We start from the raw sequence: 14,718 nt of genomic DNA, 5'->3' as shown, positions 1-14,718 counted from the left end.
CGTCGAGGACGCCGAATGCGATGACCAGGGCGGCGAGCACCTCGAGCGGGCGCGCGAGGTCGGCCATCACGGCTGCTCACCTGCCTCGGTGTCATGGGCAGCGAGGAGGGAGTCGAAGGCATCGAGGGCGCAGCGGATCGTGGCCGTGAGCCCGGTCTCGTTGGTCTGGATCCCGCCGCGGTGGAATCGACGCTGGATGTCCTTCGCGAGCGACTCACGCTCGGCGTCGGTCAGCGCACGCTCGGCGGGCGGAGTAGCTGTTCTGTCCGCAGGGTCGTCGCACCTCGCGACGCCCGAGTTGTTGCCCGCACGGCAGAAGCGCGGGATGCAGCCGGCGTGCGGGTCGGTGAGGTCGGCCAGGCGCTGGGCCGCGTCGGCGGCGGTCATCGCGCACCACCCCCGGGCTCGCCGAGGACCAGGTCGACGTCGACCTGCAGCTCACGGTTCGCCTCGACGAGCACGCACACGGCGGCCAGGACGAAGGCGACCACGACGATGACGACCAGGGCGGCGGTCATGACCGCACCCCCAGCACTCCTGCGGCTTGCTCGACCTGGTCCCAGAGGGTGCGGTCGCCGCCGAGCCGGTCTGGGTGCACAGCGGCGCGGGCTCGCTTGTGGTGCACTTCAATGGGGTCCGTGTCGTAGGCGTTCGAGTGCCGGTGCAATGTCAGCAGCGCCTCGTCACGGGTCATGTGGCTGGCGGGCATGGCGTGGCCGGCCGGGAGCGCCTTGAAGCCGGCGTACTGCTGGCCGGTCTCGGTGGCGCCGTAGCGGTCGACCGCGCGGAGGGCCTCGAGCGTGAGCGCGATCGCGCGGACGTTGTGCTGCCACTCAGGTCCCTGGTGAGCCCAGTTCGTGTAGAAGCGGTCGCAGCGGTACTGCATCGGGCCGTGCTTGGACTCGAAGGCGAGCACGACGGCCGAGCTCGTCAGGCGGGCGTTGGCGCGGAGCTCGCCGTTGAGCTTGAGGTCGGTCTCGGCGACGTCGATCTCGAGGACGACGTCGCGGCCTTGCAGCGCGCCGACCTCGCGGTCGAGCAGCTCGAGGGTGGAGCCCCACTTCGCGCCGAAGCGGGTGGCCTCCTTGCCCATGGTCCCGAGCCAGGTGCGGTCAGAGAGCGGGCGGACGGTGTACCTCATGCGGACATCACCTCGAGTTGGTAGAGCGCCGGCGCGACGCCGACGCCGTCGAGCTGGGGACGCTCGGCGAGGAGCAGGGACAGGTGCCGGGGGCCGCGGCGGCCGACGCAGGCGACGTCGACGTCGGAGGCCGGGTCGGACACGAAGGTGTGCGGGCCGTGGGCGTAGGGCCGGTCGCACCGCGGCGGCTTGGGGGTCGTCATGCCGCCACCTCGACCCGGTGAGCGCCGGCGCACGCCGACGTGTGGACGGGCCACACTCCGCAGCACCCGTCGTGGGCGGTGCCGGCCTTGTCGAAGAACGACCGCAGCCCGTCCATCTGCTCGCGCCGCCAGGTCACCTGGTGCTCGTGCAGGGTCGGGAGCCGCCACGACGCCATCTGCGGCCACGCGGTCAGCAGCTTGCGGAGCAGCCGCGCCGAGGCGATCGCGTCGGCGGCCGCGTCGTGCGCGCCGCCGTGCCGAACCCCGTAGTGGGTGCAGAGCGACTCGAGCTTCTTGTCGGTCGCACCGCAGCCGCCGCACCGGACCTTCCCGCCACGGCAACCCCCGCACTCGTGGTGACCCTCATCGCGCCGGCACCCGGGCGCCTTGAGGCAGATCTTGCGGAAGGGGTCGTACTGCTTCTCGATGACCATCGGGTCGACCACGCCGGCCAGCCCGCGAGGGCGGGCCGACAGGGGGGCGATGTCGTGGCGGCCGCACTCGTGCTCGAGGAGGGTGAGGTCGTACGGCGCGTTGTGCACGACCACGGCCTGGTCGCGGCCGATGGTCGCGGCGAGGTGGGCGGCGATCTCGAACACTGCGGCCTCGGCCGCGATGGTCGAGACGACGCCGTTGAGGGTGCGCTGGGCGAACCCGGGCCGGCCGATGGTCTGCTCGAGCCGGTCGTTGGTCCACCCGTGCACTGCGGCCGCCTCGGTGGGGATCTCGACCTGGGGGTCGATGAGGTAGCGGATCGGGCGGGGGCGCTCGCCGGGGGTGAGGTAGACAACCGCGGCTGTGACGATGCGGGCCGTGGTTGGCTCGACCGATGTCGTCTCGGTGTCGAAGGCGACAATCGTGCCGTCGTGCCACTTCGGGGTGCTCATCGCGTCACCGCCGACGCCGGGAGGACCTCGTCGTAGTCCGAGGCCATCTGCCAGTTGCCGATCCGTGTGCGCACGCCGTACCCGTCGGTGCTGTTGCCGCGGATGTTGGCGATCAGGATGCGGTTGCGGTCGGTGGGCTCGATGTCGTCGGCGTGGATCTTCTCGCCGACGACCCAGGAGCGGACCTTCACCGGCCGGGCGGTGCGCACCCAGGTCTCCGCGCCGTCGTCGGCGACGTACCGCTTCTCGTGGAAGGCGGTGATCTTGACGGCGTACCAGCCGTCCTTGCGGAAGAAGCCGTCCGTCTCGGTCGGCGCGACGGCGAGGGCGGCGTCCAGCGTCGGCTGGTCGACCTCGCGGGTGACGCTCTCGGGGAAGAGCGCGCCGGGGTAGGAGAACTCCGCGACGTGGCGGAGGCGTGTGCTCATGCCGCCACCTCGGCCTGGACGAGTTGCAGGTACGTGGCGAGCTCCTCGGCGGACGCCTCGGCGGACGACAGCCCGCCCATGCGCTGCGCGAAGTCGTCCTCGACGTCGGGCATCGACATGCCGCGCTCACCGCACGCCGCGAGGACCTGCTGCCACACCGCGTCGGCGTCACCGGCGGCGGCCGGCGGGTCGGGCACGATCTCGGCGTCGACGACACCGTCCGCGTCCGGCTCGTCGACCGTGGAGGCTGCCGCGGGGGCGGTCTCGGGCAGGTCGTGCGCGCGGGCCTTCCACGCGGCCACGAACTCCGCGGCCCGCTCGGTGGCCTGGGCCTGCGGGCCGACGAGCTGCTGCGCCTTCGCGTCGTCCCAGATCCCGATCAGGTCGGTGCGCTGCAGGGCGTCCGCGACCCGGGCGAAGAACGGCGCGTAGGCGTCCGGCTCGGCAGGAGCGGACGGCGCGGACGGCCCAGCGGCGAGGGCCGGGCGCTGCGGGCCGGCCGTGGCGAGCTCGGGCGCGGTGCCCGACTTCTCCGCGACCAGCTCGCGCAGCCGCGCGACCCCGATGCGCAGGTCCAGGACCGGGACCACGAACCGCGAGGTCTTGCCGTCGCGGACCGAGCGGCGCTCGACGAGGTGCAGCACCGCGGGCACGAGGTCCCCGACGTACTGCGCGAGCTCGGCGACGGCCGGGATCTCCGCGGCCGCGTTCCAGCCGTGGGACTCCATGCGCCACACGCCCATCGCGTCGAGCTCGGGCAGCATCAGCGAGAGCCGGGTGGTGGGCTTCGCGTTCTTGTGGGCCGGGTCGTTGGGGTTGCAGGCCTCGTTGGTCAGGGTGTTGACCTCGCCGTCGCAGCGGTGGGTGCAGCCGCCGCCGGACCAGGTCTCGAGCCACTGCGAGAGGCCGCCCTTGACGGCGATGACGTCGATCGAGCGGGCCTCGGTGAAGACCTCGAACTCGGCCTTGCCGTTGTTGTCCCAGGGGCGGGCCGCGCCACCGTAGAGCTGCGCGAGGTCCTTGACGTAGCCCTCGGAGGGGCTGGTGAAGCGGAAGCACTCGAGCTTCATGGGGCGGCCGTTGCCGCCCTGCTTGGCGCCGAGGCGGATCCGTCCGAGCTCGGCGTGCCGGCGCTGCAGCACGATGGGTGAGATGGGCATGTCAGGAGGCCTTCCGGGCAGGTGCCGGCAGTGCCGGCGCGTCGAGGGCGACCCAGGCCTTGGTGTCCTGGGCGTGGAAGTGGAGCTGGAGGTCGACCGCGCCGAGGAACGCCTTGTAGGCGGCCTTGTCGGCGGGCAACGGGATGAGCTGGTGGGCGCCGGCGCGGAGGTTGAGCAGCGCGGCGCCGGCGAACTTCGGGACCGCGATCTCGGTGTCGTCGGCCAGGAGCGCGGTGGGCGCGAAGCGGAGCCCGGCGAGCTGCAGCTCCTGGTCGGCGTAGACCCGGTTGACCGGGGCCTTGAGGGAGGTCTTGATGTCGACGAGCCACAGCTGTCGCCGCCCGGCGGGGCCGGTGGGGAGGTGCAGCCAGATGTCCCCGGTGCCGGCGTACTTCTTCGGCCGGTTCAGGACGGTGGTCTCGGCGGCCTCGACGTGGCGGTCGAGGTCGACGCCCCACAGGGACAGGAACTGGATGTACTGCTGGACGAAGGGCTCGACGTCGGGGTCGTAGGGGCGGGGCTCGCCGACGACGTGGGAGAACGCGTAGGAGTGGACGAGGGAGCCGAAGTCGGCGGCGGTGTCCCACTGGTTCTGGTGCTCGCGTTTGATGGCGGCGGTGAGGCAGAACCGGCAGGAGCCGCAGCGTTCGGCGACGCGCTTCTTCTCGCACCCGTTGGGGCCGGTCGGGGTCTGGCGGGACATGGCGACCATGGCGGGCAGCTGGTTCCAGGCGGTCTCTGCGGTGACCTTGACGGCGGCCGGGACGAGCGCGGGCTTGGCGACGACGCCTTGGGCGTTGGTGACGGAGATGAAGAGGTCGTCACCGAAGGGGCAGTCGTCCCCGCAGGAGCCGTAGTAGCGGCCCTTGCCCTTGACGTCGCGGGCGTGCTTCGGGGCGGTCATGCCGCACCTGCCACGGTGTCGTCGACAAGGTGCCCGACGGCCTCGACGAGCGCCCGGTCGGCATCCGTCGGCGCGCCGAGCCACGGGTCCGAGGACACGACCACGGCCGCGCCGGCCCACCCGGCCATCACGACTCGCCCTTGCAGACCGGGCACGTGATGAGCGCCGGCGCGCCGGTCAGCGCCGAACGGTGCTCAGCCAGACCGCTGCCCCCGCAGTGACCGCAGTACCCGAGGGCCTCGTTGGTCAGCTCGTAGGGGATCGGCTCGTTGGCCAGTGCCTCGAGGCGCGTGAAGTTCGCCATGACGTGCGCGAACTCGGCGTCGGAGTAGTCGACCCGGATCGACTCGGCGCGCATCGGGGTGACGTTCACGGCCTCGGCGACATCCATCCAGTCGTCCCGCTCGGGGACCGGCGAGGCGCTCATGCGGCACCCCCATCGGCGACAGCGGCCAGGTGGCGGGGGGCCTCGACGAGGGGCCTCGAGTACATGAGGTTCACGCGGATGCCGTAGGGCAGGAGCCGCCCGGGGGTGGTGATGCGCTCCCAGAGGCGGCCGCTGATCCGGCCGCCGATGGGGCGGCTCTCGATGGCGTCGACGTCCACGGCGAGCCCGGACCCCACCCAGGCGTCGATGGAGTCGGCGACGATCCCGATCGTGAAGAAGGGGGAGGCGGTCGAGGGCGGTGCGATGGAGAGCGGGACGCCGAGGTCGTGGTCGTGGATGTGCTGGACGACGGCGAGGAGCGCCGTCGGCGCCTGTCGCTCGACGTTGCTCGGTGTGGCGGTGGTGCTCATGGGATCCTTCTTTCGTTCGTGGGGTCCGGTCGCTGCCAGGCGATGAGCCGGGCCCCGCGGCATGTGATGGGTCAGGCGGAGCGCTTGGCCCGGCGGGCCTGCGCGGACTTCAGGGCGAGGCGCTGGAAGTGCGCGCGCCGCGCGGACAGCGCGCGGGTGGCGCGCTCGTTGACGGGGAGGACCCCGTCGGGGTCGACCTCGAGCTCGAAGCGACGGTTCAGCCCGTCGCGGGCCGGCTGGGTCGCGGCGGACCTGTCGGTCTCGCGCGCCCACCGCGAGTTGGCGGCGATCTTCGCGATCTGGCTGCGGTCGCTCATGCCACCTTCTCCTTGCTGATCGCGCTACCACTGCTTGCCGTTTCGGGCATGAAGAGAACAGCGAGGGGCACGTCGAGCGCCTCCGCGATGAGCTCAGCCGTCCGCGGCTCGCACGAGGTGCGGCGACCGGAGGTCAGGTGGTTGATGAAGGACGGGTGCTTGTCGGCGTACCGGGCCAGACGGCGCTGGCTCATCTTCTTGTGGGACTCCGGACCGACGAATGACTGGAGCCGCTCCTTGCTGACGAGACGCATCCACGTTCCCTTCGGCCATCTCTTGTATCGGTGCATCGATCCTCCGCTGGTAGGCGCCTATCTGTCAAGCGCTGCTTGCCATAAGGGTGCCTACTGGTAGGCAACCTGTCAACTAATACGCACGTTGTAGTTCTGCAGGTGAGCCCGTAACCGCAGGTCAAGCCGCCGATTTCTGGTAGGCGGTCGTACTACTCTGAGCCGTCAACTAGTGGTAGGCGGGCAAGATTCAGTCGGCTTGCCGCCCGTCGCAGCAGGGCAAGAGAGTGGTAGGCGTGGACCTCAGCGAACTCATCGACACCCACAAGGGTCGTCGGACCTACCCCGAGCTGTCGCGCGACTGCGGGGGCACGCCCAGCGGGAAGCGCCTGCAGCAGCTCGTGAAGGACCCCATCAAGAACTTCCCGGACCCGCCCACCATGAAGGCCCTCGCGCGCGGCCTCCGCGTGCCGGAGAGAGCAGTCGTGCTGGCGGCCGCGCAGTCCCTCGGGCTCGAGGTGCGAGACACCATGCCCCGGCTCTTCCAGCTGCTGCCCACCACGGCCAACGACCTCTCCGAGCAGCAGGCCGCCGCGATCGCGCACCTGGTCGACGCCATCGTTGAGGACCCGCGCCGCGGTGAGGCGCCGACGTACGACGACCCGGCCGAGAGCATCGAGCCCACCGTGGCCGGGGTGCTCGCGGCGCGCGCAGAGCATGAGCGCACGCTCAAGGCGGTGGCCGAGCAGGGCGACCCCGAGGACGCCGAGCAGGTTGACGAGATCGCGCGCCGGGCCCGCGAGAACCAGACGAAGAAGAAGTGACCGTCGTGGCCGTGTCGGTGGCGAGACCTACGGTCTCGACCCATGGGGACATCGGGGGGCCGCTACAACCCGTGGCGCGAGCTGCGGATGCTCGACGAGCTGATCTACGAGCAGACCGATCTCCCCTCGGGCGACGCCTGGTGGGTGCCGGCGCACAACGTGATCCTGATGCGCCCGGGCTTGAAGCAGGTGCAGCGCCGGTGCGCGCTGGCGCACGAGCTGGGGCACCGCGAGCTCGGGCACACGGGGCAGTGCAACTACGCCGACGCCAGCCGGCAGGGGGCGCGGGCGGAGGCCGACGCCGACGCGTGGGCGGCGCGGAAGCTGATCACCGTCGAGCAGCTGGCCGACGTGCTGGTGTGGACCGACGACCGCAACGAGGCCGCGTCCGAGCTGTGGGTCACCCGGCGGATCCTCGATCGGCGCCTGGAGTACATGCACCTGGGGGAGCGGCTCATGGTCCGCGACGCCGTACGACGCCGGGAGGCACACGATGACGGACGAGCAGCCGACGGGGAGGTCTGAGCGCTCCAAGAAGGCGATGGACGCCGCCCTGTCGAAGGAACAGCGCGCGCCGGCGAAGAAGCCCGCAGATCAGCCGGCTAGGCAGAAGCCGCCGGCCGGCTGGTACCCGCACCCCACGATGGCCGACACGCGCCGCTACTGGGACGGGGACAAGTGGACCGAGAACATCGCGCCGAACGCCGCGCCCAGCCGCAACACCCCCGGCGCGATCAAGAAGATCTCCTGGGCGATCGCGCTGGTCTTCCTCGCACCACTGCTGGTGCTGACGTTCATGGGCACCTCGGTGGACGGCGAAAGCTGCGGCAACTGGATCAGCGCGGAGTTCACCGACACCAAGATCGCCATTCGTCAGGCGGAGGTCATCATGGACGAGGGCGGCGCGATCGAGGCCGCCCGCATCTCCGCCGTCGCGAAAGAGTGCAACGACGCCATCTCGACCCAGCGCCTCATCGCGTTCGTGCTCATCGGCCTAGGTGTCGGATCACGGATCGCTATCCCCGTGATCGCCGGCGCCCTCAGAGATTGACCACATAACTCAATGCACAACGCAACCGGTTCGACGGCATAACCGCAGGTCGGCACAACGCATAGCAGGCCATTCCTTACAACGAGGTGGTCGGGGGTTCGATCCCCTCTGCGCCCACCGCATCCGGCGATCCGCTGCCGTTCATCGGCGGTCGTCACCGCTGGTCGGATGGTCGTCGGACGCCTGGTTCGCCCTGGCTGCTCCCATGACCACCCCGACGCCGACCCAGAGCGGGAAGAGCGCGACGTTGTCGAACAGCAGCCAGAACACCAGCCCGAGGCCCGCTCCCAGACCGACACCGGCACCCATGGCCCTCATCCGTGGAGTCATGCGATCGACCGTACGTGAGGCGCGTCGACGAGGGGTGCGCGGGACGTGAGTGTGGCCGGGCCATCCCCCGATCGCCCGGCCACCATCGAGGTCAACGGACGAGGCGGGAGGAGGTCACGGGTAGCGGAACGGAATCTTCCGCCTGACGGGGTCCGTGGCCGACGCCCACCTCGGGGGTGCCGACGTGGCGCGAGGCCCTGCAGCACCCTCTGACCTGCGCGTTCGTGAGAGTGCTCTCATGCGCGGCTCATGGACGGCTCACCGCGCACCGCGAGTGTCTTCCTCGACAGCAGTTCCACCGAGAGAAGGACACCACCATGAAGATCACCACCCTCCGCGTCGCCACCACGGCGGTCGCCGGGCTCGTGACCACCGGGCTCCTGGCGCTGCCGCTGACCTCGGCCACCGCCGACGACTCGCGGCTCAAGCGGGACGACGACACCCCCGACCTCGTGCTCGTCAACGACGACGACGATGACGACGACACCGGCCTGGCCAAGCGCGACAACAGCAACACGAACACCAACACGCGCACCGGCGGCCAGAGCAACACCCGCGACAACACCCGCTCCGGCGCCAACTCCGGTCGCGACAAGAGCCGCGCCAAGCAGAAGAAGGACTGGACGCAGGACGGTCCCGGCAAGCGCAAGGTCGACTGGTCGCAGAACAAGACCAACGACCGCTCGCGCAACAACACGCGCGGCTGACGCGACCCGACCGCCGTACCGCCCACCACCACCGGAGACGACCATGACGCACGCCGACGAGAGCTGGCACTTCCGCGAGGGTGACCCGATCACCGCCGAGCTGACCGCGATGCGGCTGCTCGGCGGGGGATCGGCGTACGAGGCCTACCTGGCCTTCGACGAGATCACCTACTCGCCCGTCGTGGTCAAGGTCGTCCGGCCCACCGAGGTCGACGACGAGGCCACCCTCGAGGGCCTTGCCCGCGAGGCGGCCGCGCTCGACCAGGCCAACCATCCGGTGGTGGTGCGGCGGCTGCGCCACGAGCTCGAGGGGGAGCGGCCGCACCTGGTGCTGGAGAACGTCGACGGGCCGCGGCTCTCGACGCTGATCCGGCGCTACGGGCCCCTGCAGGAGCAGCAGTACCTGCCACTGGCCGTCGACGTGGCCTCGGCGCTGCACTACTTCCGCCACGTCGACGTGGTGCACCTCGACATCAAGCCCAGCAACGTGATCATGGGCGCTCCCGCCCGGCTCATCGACCTCTCGGTCGCCCGCCCGGGCCACCGCGCCGCGGAGCTCACCAGCACCATCGGGACCGACGGCTACATGGCGCCGGAGCAGTGCGACCCGGGCAGGGCCGGGGCGCCCGGCTACGCCAGTGACGTCTGGGGCCTGGGGGTCACCCTCTTCGAGGCGATCGCCGGCTACCGCGCCTTCGACGAGGGCGACCGCGAGTCCGAGGACCCCGCCGTGCGCTTCCCGCAGCTGGTCGAGGAGCCCTACGTGCTGCCCGACACGGTGCGCGCCGACGTCGCCAAGACCGTCTACGCGATGCTCGCCCCCGCGCCCGGGGACCGGCCCGAGCCGCACGAGGTGGCCGGTGCCCTCGAGCCCGCGCTCACCGCCCAGCCGCCGGCGCGGTTGACGTTCAAGGTGCGGCGCTGACCTCCAGCTCCCGCGCGAGACCCTCCAGCTCGCCTGCGCGCCACGCCCAGGCGCTGAGCACGAGCTCCCCGCGAGCGTGACCGAGCCGGATCCGCGGCCTGAGCCGCCGCTCGACGGGAGACACCCACAGGATCTCCGCCCGTGAGAGCTCGCCGTGCTCGACCGCCGTGACGCTCATCAGGTCCTTCAGCGACCCCCGCACGCGTCGCCGGCCGTCCTCGGTCAGCAGCCGCACGGCGGTCACGACGAGCATCACCGCCGCGGTCGCGTACGCCACGACGTACGTCAGGGCCAGCCCCAGGACGATCAGACCGGCTACGGCGAAGCAGACGTAGCTGAAGGGCTCGGGGAGCAGCGCCCCCACGACGACGATCACGACAGCGCCCAGCACGAGCAGGATCTCGCCGCCGTCGACGGCGTCCAGGGCGGAGCCGCGGGGGCGGAGGGTGATCGAGGAGGGCCCGACCGTCACGTCGACGCGCCCGTGGGGTCCGCGCACCGGCCCGAACGTCGTCATCGCCGGAGCCTGCCACCGTCGCGGCGGCACCAAACTCACGTGCTCAGGCGGTAGCCCATCCCGCGCACGGTCACGATCGACTCGGCGCCGAGCTTGCGGCGCAGGTAGCCGACGTAGACGTCCACGACGTTCGACCCCGGGTCGAAGTCGTAGCCCCACACGTGGTCGAGCAGCTGCTCGCGCGAGAGCACCTGCCCGGGGTTGAGCAGGAAGATCTCGGCCAGCGCGAACTCGCGCGCCGACAGGTCGAGCTCCCGGCCGCCCACGGTGGCCCGGCGCGTGCGCAGGTCGAGCCTTACGCCGCCGGCCTCGAGCGCCTCGGTCGCGTTGCCCCCGTCGCCCTCGTGGGCCTGGCGCAGCCGCAGCCGCACCCGGGCGAGGAGCTCGGCGAACCGGAACGGCTTGGGCATGTAGTCGTCCGCCCCGCCCTCCAGGGCCGTCACGGTGTCGGTCACCGAGTCGCGTGCGGTCAGCACGATGACCGGCATCCGCGAGCCCTGGGACCGCAGCTGGTCGAGCACGTCGAAGCCGTCGAGTCGCGGCAGCCCGATGTCGAGGATCATCAGGTCGTGCTCGCCGCTGAGGGCGTGGTCGAGGCCCAGCACTCCGTCGCCGACGACGGTGGCGACGTGCCCGTCGGCGCGCAGGCCCTTGGCGACGAACGACGCGATGCGCGCCTCGTCCTCGACGATCAGGATGCGGGCCACGGCTCCTCCTCGGGTACGGCGGTCGGCGCGGCGGCGGCCGGACCGGGGATCGTGATGACGAAGCGGGCGCCTCGGGGGTGGGCGTCCTCCACGGCCACGGACCCGCCGTGCGCGTGGGCGATCGCGCTGACGATCGAGAGCCCGAGCCCGAAGCCCTCGTCGTGGTCGGGGACCCGGCCGCGGCCGAACCGCTCGAAGATCTTGGCCCGGTCCTCGGGCGCGACGCCCGGACCGGTGTCGCGCACCCACAGGCGTGCCACGCCGTCGTCGTAGGACGAGCCGAGCGCCACCACGTCGCCGGGACGCGTGTGCTTGACCGCGTTGTCGGCCAGCTGGAGCAGGGCCTGGGTCAGCCGCTGCGCGTCGAGGCGCACTGCGACCTCGGCGCTCGCGTCGAGCAGCCACTGCCGCTCCGCGAGCCCCCGCGCCTTGGCGAGGACGTCCTCGGTGAGCTCGTCGAGCTCGACGGGACCGGGGGTGACGAAGTCCGGGCGGTCGCTCTTGGCGAGCAGGATCAGGTCGCCGACGAGGCGCGCCATGCGGTCCACCTCGTCGAGCAGCAGCGCCTTGGTCTCCTCGACCTCCGCCGGGTCGGCGGCGTCCAGCAGCTCGAGGTGCCCGCGCAGGACCGTGAGGGGGGTGCGCAGCTCGTGTCCCGCGTCGTCGAGGAACCGGCGCTGGTCGACGAACGCGTCCTCGAGCCGGTCCAGCATGCTGTTGACGGTGCGGGTCAGCGCGGTGATGTCGTCGTTGCCGGTCAGCGGGATCCGTCGCGACAGGTCGGTCTCGCCGATCTCGTCGGCGGTCTCGCGCAGCACCCGCAGGGGCGCCAGCAGCCGGCCCGACTGCCAGAAGGCCACGACCACCAGCAGCAGCATCGACAGGGCGGCGACGGCGGTGTACGTGCGCATCGTGTCGAGCAGCTCGGCGCGGTCCTCGTCGAGGTAGACCACCACCAGCAGCGCCCCGCGCTCGTCGCCGCGGCGCACGGGCTGGCTGGTGACCATGACCTCGCCCTCGGCGGTCTCGAGACGCGCGCTGCTGCTGGCGGTGACGAGCGGCCGCGCCGCCGCCAGGAACTCGGGGTCACGCACGAGGTCGTCGTTGGGGAAGTAGCTGACCACCCCGTCGCCCACCCAGCCCACGAGGAGCTCGTCGTCGTCGGGCACGTTGCGCAGCATGAACAGCTCGAGCAGCCGGTCGACCGAGGCGAACGGCGCGCCGGTGGCGGGGTCGGTCCCCTCCTCGCTGAGCCGTCCGAACTCGTCGAGCTCCTGCTCGATCTCCTCGGTGGTCTGCGCCTCGAGCCGCTGGTCCTCGATCAGGTAGGCCATGAAGCCGGCCGAGCCGAGGGTGATGCCGACCAGGACCGCCACCGTGGCGGTGATGCGCAGGCGCACGGACACGCCCGACCGACGCAGTCGGGCGGTCGAGCGGGACGGGACGGGCTCAGTCGTCGTCGTCACCACCGCGGTCGTCGTCGTCCCGGTCGTCGTCCCCGTCGTCATCGCGGTCGTCGCGGTCGTCGTCCCCGTCGTCGCCGCCACTGCCCCGTCCCGACCCGCCGCCGTCAGCGCGGTTGGGCTCGGGGGTGACCACGCGCGGCGGCCGGTCGCCCCGGTCGTCGCCGCTCCCGGTGGGCGAGGGCCGACCGGTCGGCGTGGGGCTGGGGCGCGTCGTGGGGGAGCTGCTGGGGCTCGCGTCCTGGATCAGGATGGTCTCCCGGGGCGCCGGCTCGTCGGCCGACGACGCGGCCAGCGACCCGGCCACGAACGCCGCGACGGGCAGCACGAGGCCGAGCGTGAGGACGACCTTCCAGAGCCTGCTCATGTCCCCAGGATCCTCTCTCATCGTGGGGCATCGGTGAGACCTGCATGAGAGGACTCTCATGCGGCACCCCGCCGCCCAGCGGGGCAACCGCCGGGCAGCACGAGCCTCACTACAGTGGCTGTCGTCACAGCGTCACCTAGGAGGCTTGCGATGATCGTGCCCTTCAGCATCTCCGACTTCATCGACCGTGCGGTGCAGGTCTACGGCGACCGCGTCGGCGCCGTGGACGAGCCGGTCCAGCCGGCGTCGCCTCTAGGCGCGGAGGGCGGCGAGCTCACGTACGCCGAGATCGGCGCGCTGGCCCGGCGCCAGGCCGCCAAGCTGGACGAGCTGGGCATCGGCGTGGGCGAGCGCGTCGCGGTGGTCAGCCACAACAGCTCGCGGCTCCTGACGTCCTTCTTCGGCGTCGCGGGCTTCGGGCGGGTGCTGGTCCCGGTCAACTTCCGGCTGAGCCCGGACGAGGTGCGCTACATCGTGGAGCACTCCGGTGCGCGCGTGCTGGTGGTCGACCCCGAGCTGGACGAGGCGCTGAAGGACGTCACCGCCGAGCACCGGATCGTCATCGGCGACGACGCCCTGCTCTACGCCGCTCCGCCCGAGGAGGGCGGCGCCGAGCCGCGGCCGTGGGAGCCCGACGAGAACGCCACGGCCACCATCAACTACACCTCCGGCACGACCGCGCGGCCCAAGGGCGTGCAGATCACCCACCGCAACATCTGGGTCAACGCGGTCACCTTCGCGATGCACGCCGGTGTCACCGACCGCGACGTCTACCTCCACACCCTGCCGATGTTCCACGCCAACGGCTGGGGCATGCCTTTCGCGATGACGGGTCTCGGCGCGAAGCAGGTGGTGATGCGCAAGATCGACGGGGCCGAGATCCTGCGCCGGGTGGAGCAGCACGGGGTGACCGTGATGTGCGCTGCTCCCGCGGTCGCGGCCGCGGTCCTCGAGGCCGCCCAGGACTGGGACGGCGAGATCCCGGGTCGCGACCGGGTGCGCATCATCATGGCCGGCGCGCCGCCCCCGACGAAGACCGTCGTGCGCGTGCAGGAGGAGCTGGGCTGGGAGTTCATCCAGATCTACGGCCTCACCGAGACCTCGCCGCTGCTGACCATCAACCGCACTCGCGAGGAGTGGGACGACCTGTCCGCCGAGGACCGCGCCGCCAAGCTGGTGCGGGCAGGGGCGCCGGCGCTCGGCGTACGCCTGGAGACGGACGACTCACCCGAGGGCGGGGGAGAGGTGCTGGCGCGCTCCAACGTCGTGCTCGAGGGCTACTGGGAGCAGCCCGAGGAGAGCGCGACGGCCCTGCGCGACGGGTGGTTCCACACCGGCGACGGCGGTGTGATCGGCGACGACGGCTACCTCACCATCCAGGACCGCAAGAAGGACGTGATCATCACCGGTGGGGAGAACGTCTCCTCGATCGAGGTCGAGGACGTGCTGTTCTCCCACCCCGCCGTCGCCGAGGTCGCCGTCATCGGGGTCCCGAGCGAGAAGTGGGGCGAGACGATCAAGGCACTGGTGGTGCTGGCCGAGGGCGGGCAGGCCACCGAGGCGGACCTCATCGCCTGGTGCAAGCAGAAGGCAGCCGGCTACAAGGCGCCGACGTCGGTGGAGTTCCGCGAGGAGCTGGCGCGCACGGCGACGGGCAAGCTGCAGAAGTTCAAGCTGCGCGAGGCCTACTGGGAGGGCTACGACCGGCAGGTCAACTGACGGTCCTGCGGCTGCGGATTGCGGCGACGGCGTGGGGGAG

At 71.5% G+C, this 14,718-nt stretch carries 23 protein-coding genes; 6 read left to right on the top strand and 17 right to left on the bottom strand.

Annotation, left to right across the window (positions count from 1 at the left end; all coding sequences use genetic code 11):
- Positions 1-66: 66 nt before the first annotated feature.
- The 12 genes from IRQ30_RS12285 to IRQ30_RS12235 all read right to left on the bottom strand — a co-directional run bounded on the left by IRQ30_RS12285 (position 67) and on the right by IRQ30_RS12235 (position 6,092).
- Complete coding sequence (locus tag IRQ30_RS12285; protein WP_193613130.1) at positions 67-387, bottom strand: hypothetical protein; 321 nt, start codon at positions 385-387, stop codon at positions 67-69.
- Complete coding sequence (locus IRQ30_RS23800) at positions 384-518, bottom strand: hypothetical protein (RefSeq protein WP_264674600.1); 135 nt, start codon at positions 516-518, stop codon at positions 384-386. The genes IRQ30_RS12285 and IRQ30_RS23800 overlap by 4 nt, the downstream gene beginning before the upstream one ends.
- Complete coding sequence (locus IRQ30_RS12280; protein WP_193613129.1) at positions 515-1,141, bottom strand: molecular chaperone DnaJ; 627 nt, start codon at positions 1,139-1,141, stop codon at positions 515-517. Before IRQ30_RS12280 ends, IRQ30_RS23800 begins: the two co-directional genes overlap by 4 nt.
- Positions 1,138-1,344 (bottom strand): hypothetical protein, encoded by a 207-nt coding sequence (locus IRQ30_RS12275; protein ID WP_193613128.1) that lies wholly within the window; start codon positions 1,342-1,344, stop codon positions 1,138-1,140. Before IRQ30_RS12275 ends, IRQ30_RS12280 begins: the two co-directional genes overlap by 4 nt.
- Positions 1,341-2,231 carry a 3'-5' exonuclease family protein gene (locus IRQ30_RS12270; protein ID WP_193613127.1) on the bottom strand — a complete coding sequence of 297 codons (891 nt, stop codon included), beginning with the start codon at positions 2,229-2,231 and terminating at the stop codon, positions 1,341-1,343. The genes IRQ30_RS12275 and IRQ30_RS12270 overlap by 4 nt, the downstream gene beginning before the upstream one ends.
- The gene (locus tag IRQ30_RS12265; RefSeq protein ID WP_193613126.1) at positions 2,228-2,659 is read right to left on the bottom strand and encodes a hypothetical protein; all 432 of its coding nucleotides are present in this window, start codon (positions 2,657-2,659) and stop codon (positions 2,228-2,230) included. Before IRQ30_RS12265 ends, IRQ30_RS12270 begins: the two co-directional genes overlap by 4 nt.
- Positions 2,656-3,819, bottom strand: a complete 1,164-nt coding sequence (locus IRQ30_RS12260) for a recombination directionality factor (protein ID WP_193613125.1) — start codon at positions 3,817-3,819, stop codon at positions 2,656-2,658. Before IRQ30_RS12260 ends, IRQ30_RS12265 begins: the two co-directional genes overlap by 4 nt.
- Position 3,820: 1 nt before the next feature.
- Positions 3,821-4,723, bottom strand: a complete 903-nt coding sequence (locus IRQ30_RS12255) for a hypothetical protein (RefSeq protein WP_193613124.1) — start codon at positions 4,721-4,723, stop codon at positions 3,821-3,823.
- 127 nt (positions 4,724-4,850) lie between these two features.
- Positions 4,851-5,150 (bottom strand): hypothetical protein, encoded by a 300-nt coding sequence (locus IRQ30_RS12250; RefSeq protein WP_193613123.1) that lies wholly within the window; start codon positions 5,148-5,150, stop codon positions 4,851-4,853.
- Positions 5,147-5,521, bottom strand: coding sequence for a hypothetical protein (locus IRQ30_RS12245; RefSeq protein WP_193613122.1), 375 nt, complete (start codon positions 5,519-5,521; stop codon positions 5,147-5,149). The genes IRQ30_RS12250 and IRQ30_RS12245 overlap by 4 nt, the downstream gene beginning before the upstream one ends.
- Before the next feature lie 71 nt (positions 5,522-5,592).
- Positions 5,593-5,838 carry a hypothetical protein gene (locus tag IRQ30_RS12240; RefSeq protein ID WP_193613121.1) on the bottom strand — a complete coding sequence of 82 codons (246 nt, stop codon included), beginning with the start codon at positions 5,836-5,838 and terminating at the stop codon, positions 5,593-5,595.
- Entirely contained in the window at positions 5,835-6,092 is a 258-nt protein-coding gene (locus IRQ30_RS12235) for a helix-turn-helix domain-containing protein (protein WP_193613120.1), read from the bottom strand. Before IRQ30_RS12235 ends, IRQ30_RS12240 begins: the two co-directional genes overlap by 4 nt.
- A gap of 272 nt (positions 6,093-6,364) precedes the next feature.
- Here IRQ30_RS12235 and IRQ30_RS12230 point away from each other — a divergent pair, with 272 nt between their 5' ends.
- Genes IRQ30_RS12230 through IRQ30_RS12220 form a run of 3 tightly spaced genes read left to right on the top strand, consistent with a single transcriptional unit; the run spans position 6,365 to position 7,943 of the window.
- On the top strand, positions 6,365-6,892 hold the full coding sequence (locus tag IRQ30_RS12230) for a hypothetical protein (RefSeq protein WP_193613119.1): 528 nt from the start codon (positions 6,365-6,367) through the stop codon (positions 6,890-6,892).
- A 42-nt stretch (positions 6,893-6,934) separates the two neighbouring features.
- Positions 6,935-7,417 carry an ImmA/IrrE family metallo-endopeptidase gene (locus IRQ30_RS12225; protein ID WP_193613118.1) on the top strand — a complete coding sequence of 161 codons (483 nt, stop codon included), beginning with the start codon at positions 6,935-6,937 and terminating at the stop codon, positions 7,415-7,417.
- A complete protein-coding gene (locus tag IRQ30_RS12220) occupies positions 7,386-7,943 on the top strand; it encodes a DUF2510 domain-containing protein (RefSeq protein ID WP_227467500.1) in 558 nt (185 codons plus the stop codon). The genes IRQ30_RS12225 and IRQ30_RS12220 overlap by 32 nt, the downstream gene beginning before the upstream one ends.
- Positions 7,944-8,084: 141 nt before the next feature.
- Here IRQ30_RS12220 and IRQ30_RS12215 read toward each other — a convergent pair whose 3' ends face one another.
- A complete protein-coding gene (locus tag IRQ30_RS12215) occupies positions 8,085-8,273 on the bottom strand; it encodes a hypothetical protein (RefSeq protein ID WP_193613117.1) in 189 nt (62 codons plus the stop codon).
- 317 nt (positions 8,274-8,590) lie between these two features.
- Here IRQ30_RS12215 and IRQ30_RS12210 point away from each other — a divergent pair, with 317 nt between their 5' ends.
- Both IRQ30_RS12210 and IRQ30_RS12205 read left to right on the top strand, forming a co-directional pair.
- Positions 8,591-8,980, top strand: coding sequence for a hypothetical protein (locus IRQ30_RS12210; RefSeq protein WP_193609886.1), 390 nt, complete (start codon positions 8,591-8,593; stop codon positions 8,978-8,980).
- A 43-nt stretch (positions 8,981-9,023) separates the two neighbouring features.
- Positions 9,024-9,905 carry a serine/threonine-protein kinase gene (locus IRQ30_RS12205; protein ID WP_193613116.1) on the top strand — a complete coding sequence of 294 codons (882 nt, stop codon included), beginning with the start codon at positions 9,024-9,026 and terminating at the stop codon, positions 9,903-9,905.
- Here IRQ30_RS12205 and IRQ30_RS12200 read toward each other — a convergent pair.
- The 4 genes from IRQ30_RS12200 to IRQ30_RS12185 are packed head-to-tail and all read right to left on the bottom strand — an operon-like array spanning position 9,889 to position 12,959.
- A complete protein-coding gene (locus IRQ30_RS12200; protein ID WP_193613115.1) occupies positions 9,889-10,422 on the bottom strand; it encodes a hypothetical protein in 534 nt (177 codons plus the stop codon). The two genes, IRQ30_RS12205 and IRQ30_RS12200, sit on opposite strands and share 17 nt — an antisense overlap.
- Before the next feature lie 35 nt (positions 10,423-10,457).
- Positions 10,458-11,129: a winged helix-turn-helix domain-containing protein gene (locus IRQ30_RS12195; protein ID WP_193613114.1), complete on the bottom strand. Its 672-nt coding sequence runs from the start codon at positions 11,127-11,129 to the stop codon at positions 10,458-10,460.
- Positions 11,114-12,595 carry a sensor histidine kinase gene (locus tag IRQ30_RS12190; RefSeq protein ID WP_338089681.1) on the bottom strand — a complete coding sequence of 494 codons (1,482 nt, stop codon included), beginning with the start codon at positions 12,593-12,595 and terminating at the stop codon, positions 11,114-11,116. Before IRQ30_RS12190 ends, IRQ30_RS12195 begins: the two co-directional genes overlap by 16 nt.
- The gene (locus IRQ30_RS12185; RefSeq protein ID WP_193613112.1) at positions 12,579-12,959 is read right to left on the bottom strand and encodes a hypothetical protein; all 381 of its coding nucleotides are present in this window, start codon (positions 12,957-12,959) and stop codon (positions 12,579-12,581) included. The genes IRQ30_RS12190 and IRQ30_RS12185 overlap by 17 nt, the downstream gene beginning before the upstream one ends.
- A 150-nt stretch (positions 12,960-13,109) precedes the next feature.
- Here IRQ30_RS12185 and IRQ30_RS12180 point away from each other — a divergent pair, with 150 nt between their 5' ends.
- Complete coding sequence (locus IRQ30_RS12180; protein ID WP_193613111.1) at positions 13,110-14,678, top strand: AMP-binding protein; 1,569 nt, start codon at positions 13,110-13,112, stop codon at positions 14,676-14,678.
- The last annotated feature ends 40 nt before the right edge of the window (positions 14,679-14,718 follow it).

This window comes from Nocardioides lijunqiniae (assembly GCF_015024225.1).
Lineage (GTDB): Bacteria > Actinomycetota > Actinomycetes > Propionibacteriales > Nocardioidaceae > Nocardioides > Nocardioides lijunqiniae.
This window is presented reverse-complemented; position numbering and strand designations above follow the sequence as displayed.

What these genes read in the sequence shown, in the direction of transcription:
- IRQ30_RS12285 (WP_193613130.1), bottom strand. Translation starts at nt 387, where the DNA reads ATGACCGCCGCCGACGCGGCCCAGCGCCTGGCCGACCTCACCGACCCG.
- IRQ30_RS23800 (WP_264674600.1), bottom strand. Translation starts at nt 518, where the DNA reads ATGACCGCCGCCCTGGTCGTCATCGTCGTGGTCGCCTTCGTCCTGGCC.
- IRQ30_RS12280 (WP_193613129.1), bottom strand. Translation starts at nt 1,141, where the DNA reads ATGAGGTACACCGTCCGCCCGCTCTCTGACCGCACCTGGCTCGGGACC.
- IRQ30_RS12275 (WP_193613128.1), bottom strand. Translation starts at nt 1,344, where the DNA reads ATGACGACCCCCAAGCCGCCGCGGTGCGACCGGCCCTACGCCCACGGC.
- IRQ30_RS12270 (WP_193613127.1), bottom strand. Translation starts at nt 2,231, where the DNA reads ATGAGCACCCCGAAGTGGCACGACGGCACGATTGTCGCCTTCGACACC.
- IRQ30_RS12265 (WP_193613126.1), bottom strand. Translation starts at nt 2,659, where the DNA reads ATGAGCACACGCCTCCGCCACGTCGCGGAGTTCTCCTACCCCGGCGCG.
- IRQ30_RS12260 (WP_193613125.1), bottom strand. Translation starts at nt 3,819, where the DNA reads ATGCCCATCTCACCCATCGTGCTGCAGCGCCGGCACGCCGAGCTCGGA.
- IRQ30_RS12255 (WP_193613124.1), bottom strand. Translation starts at nt 4,723, where the DNA reads ATGACCGCCCCGAAGCACGCCCGCGACGTCAAGGGCAAGGGCCGCTAC.
- IRQ30_RS12250 (WP_193613123.1), bottom strand. Translation starts at nt 5,150, where the DNA reads ATGAGCGCCTCGCCGGTCCCCGAGCGGGACGACTGGATGGATGTCGCC.
- IRQ30_RS12245 (WP_193613122.1), bottom strand. Translation starts at nt 5,521, where the DNA reads ATGAGCACCACCGCCACACCGAGCAACGTCGAGCGACAGGCGCCGACG.
- IRQ30_RS12240 (WP_193613121.1), bottom strand. Translation starts at nt 5,838, where the DNA reads ATGAGCGACCGCAGCCAGATCGCGAAGATCGCCGCCAACTCGCGGTGG.
- IRQ30_RS12235 (WP_193613120.1), bottom strand. Translation starts at nt 6,092, where the DNA reads ATGCGTCTCGTCAGCAAGGAGCGGCTCCAGTCATTCGTCGGTCCGGAG.
- IRQ30_RS12225 (WP_193613118.1), top strand. Translation starts at nt 6,935, where the DNA reads ATGGGGACATCGGGGGGCCGCTACAACCCGTGGCGCGAGCTGCGGATG.
- IRQ30_RS12220 (WP_227467500.1), top strand. Translation starts at nt 7,386, where the DNA reads ATGACGGACGAGCAGCCGACGGGGAGGTCTGAGCGCTCCAAGAAGGCG.
- IRQ30_RS12215 (WP_193613117.1), bottom strand. Translation starts at nt 8,273, where the DNA reads ATGACTCCACGGATGAGGGCCATGGGTGCCGGTGTCGGTCTGGGAGCG.
- IRQ30_RS12210 (WP_193609886.1), top strand. Translation starts at nt 8,591, where the DNA reads ATGAAGATCACCACCCTCCGCGTCGCCACCACGGCGGTCGCCGGGCTC.
- IRQ30_RS12205 (WP_193613116.1), top strand. Translation starts at nt 9,024, where the DNA reads ATGACGCACGCCGACGAGAGCTGGCACTTCCGCGAGGGTGACCCGATC.
- IRQ30_RS12200 (WP_193613115.1), bottom strand. Translation starts at nt 10,422, where the DNA reads ATGACGACGTTCGGGCCGGTGCGCGGACCCCACGGGCGCGTCGACGTG.
- IRQ30_RS12185 (WP_193613112.1), bottom strand. Translation starts at nt 12,959, where the DNA reads ATGAGCAGGCTCTGGAAGGTCGTCCTCACGCTCGGCCTCGTGCTGCCC.
- IRQ30_RS12180 (WP_193613111.1), top strand. Translation starts at nt 13,110, where the DNA reads ATGATCGTGCCCTTCAGCATCTCCGACTTCATCGACCGTGCGGTGCAG.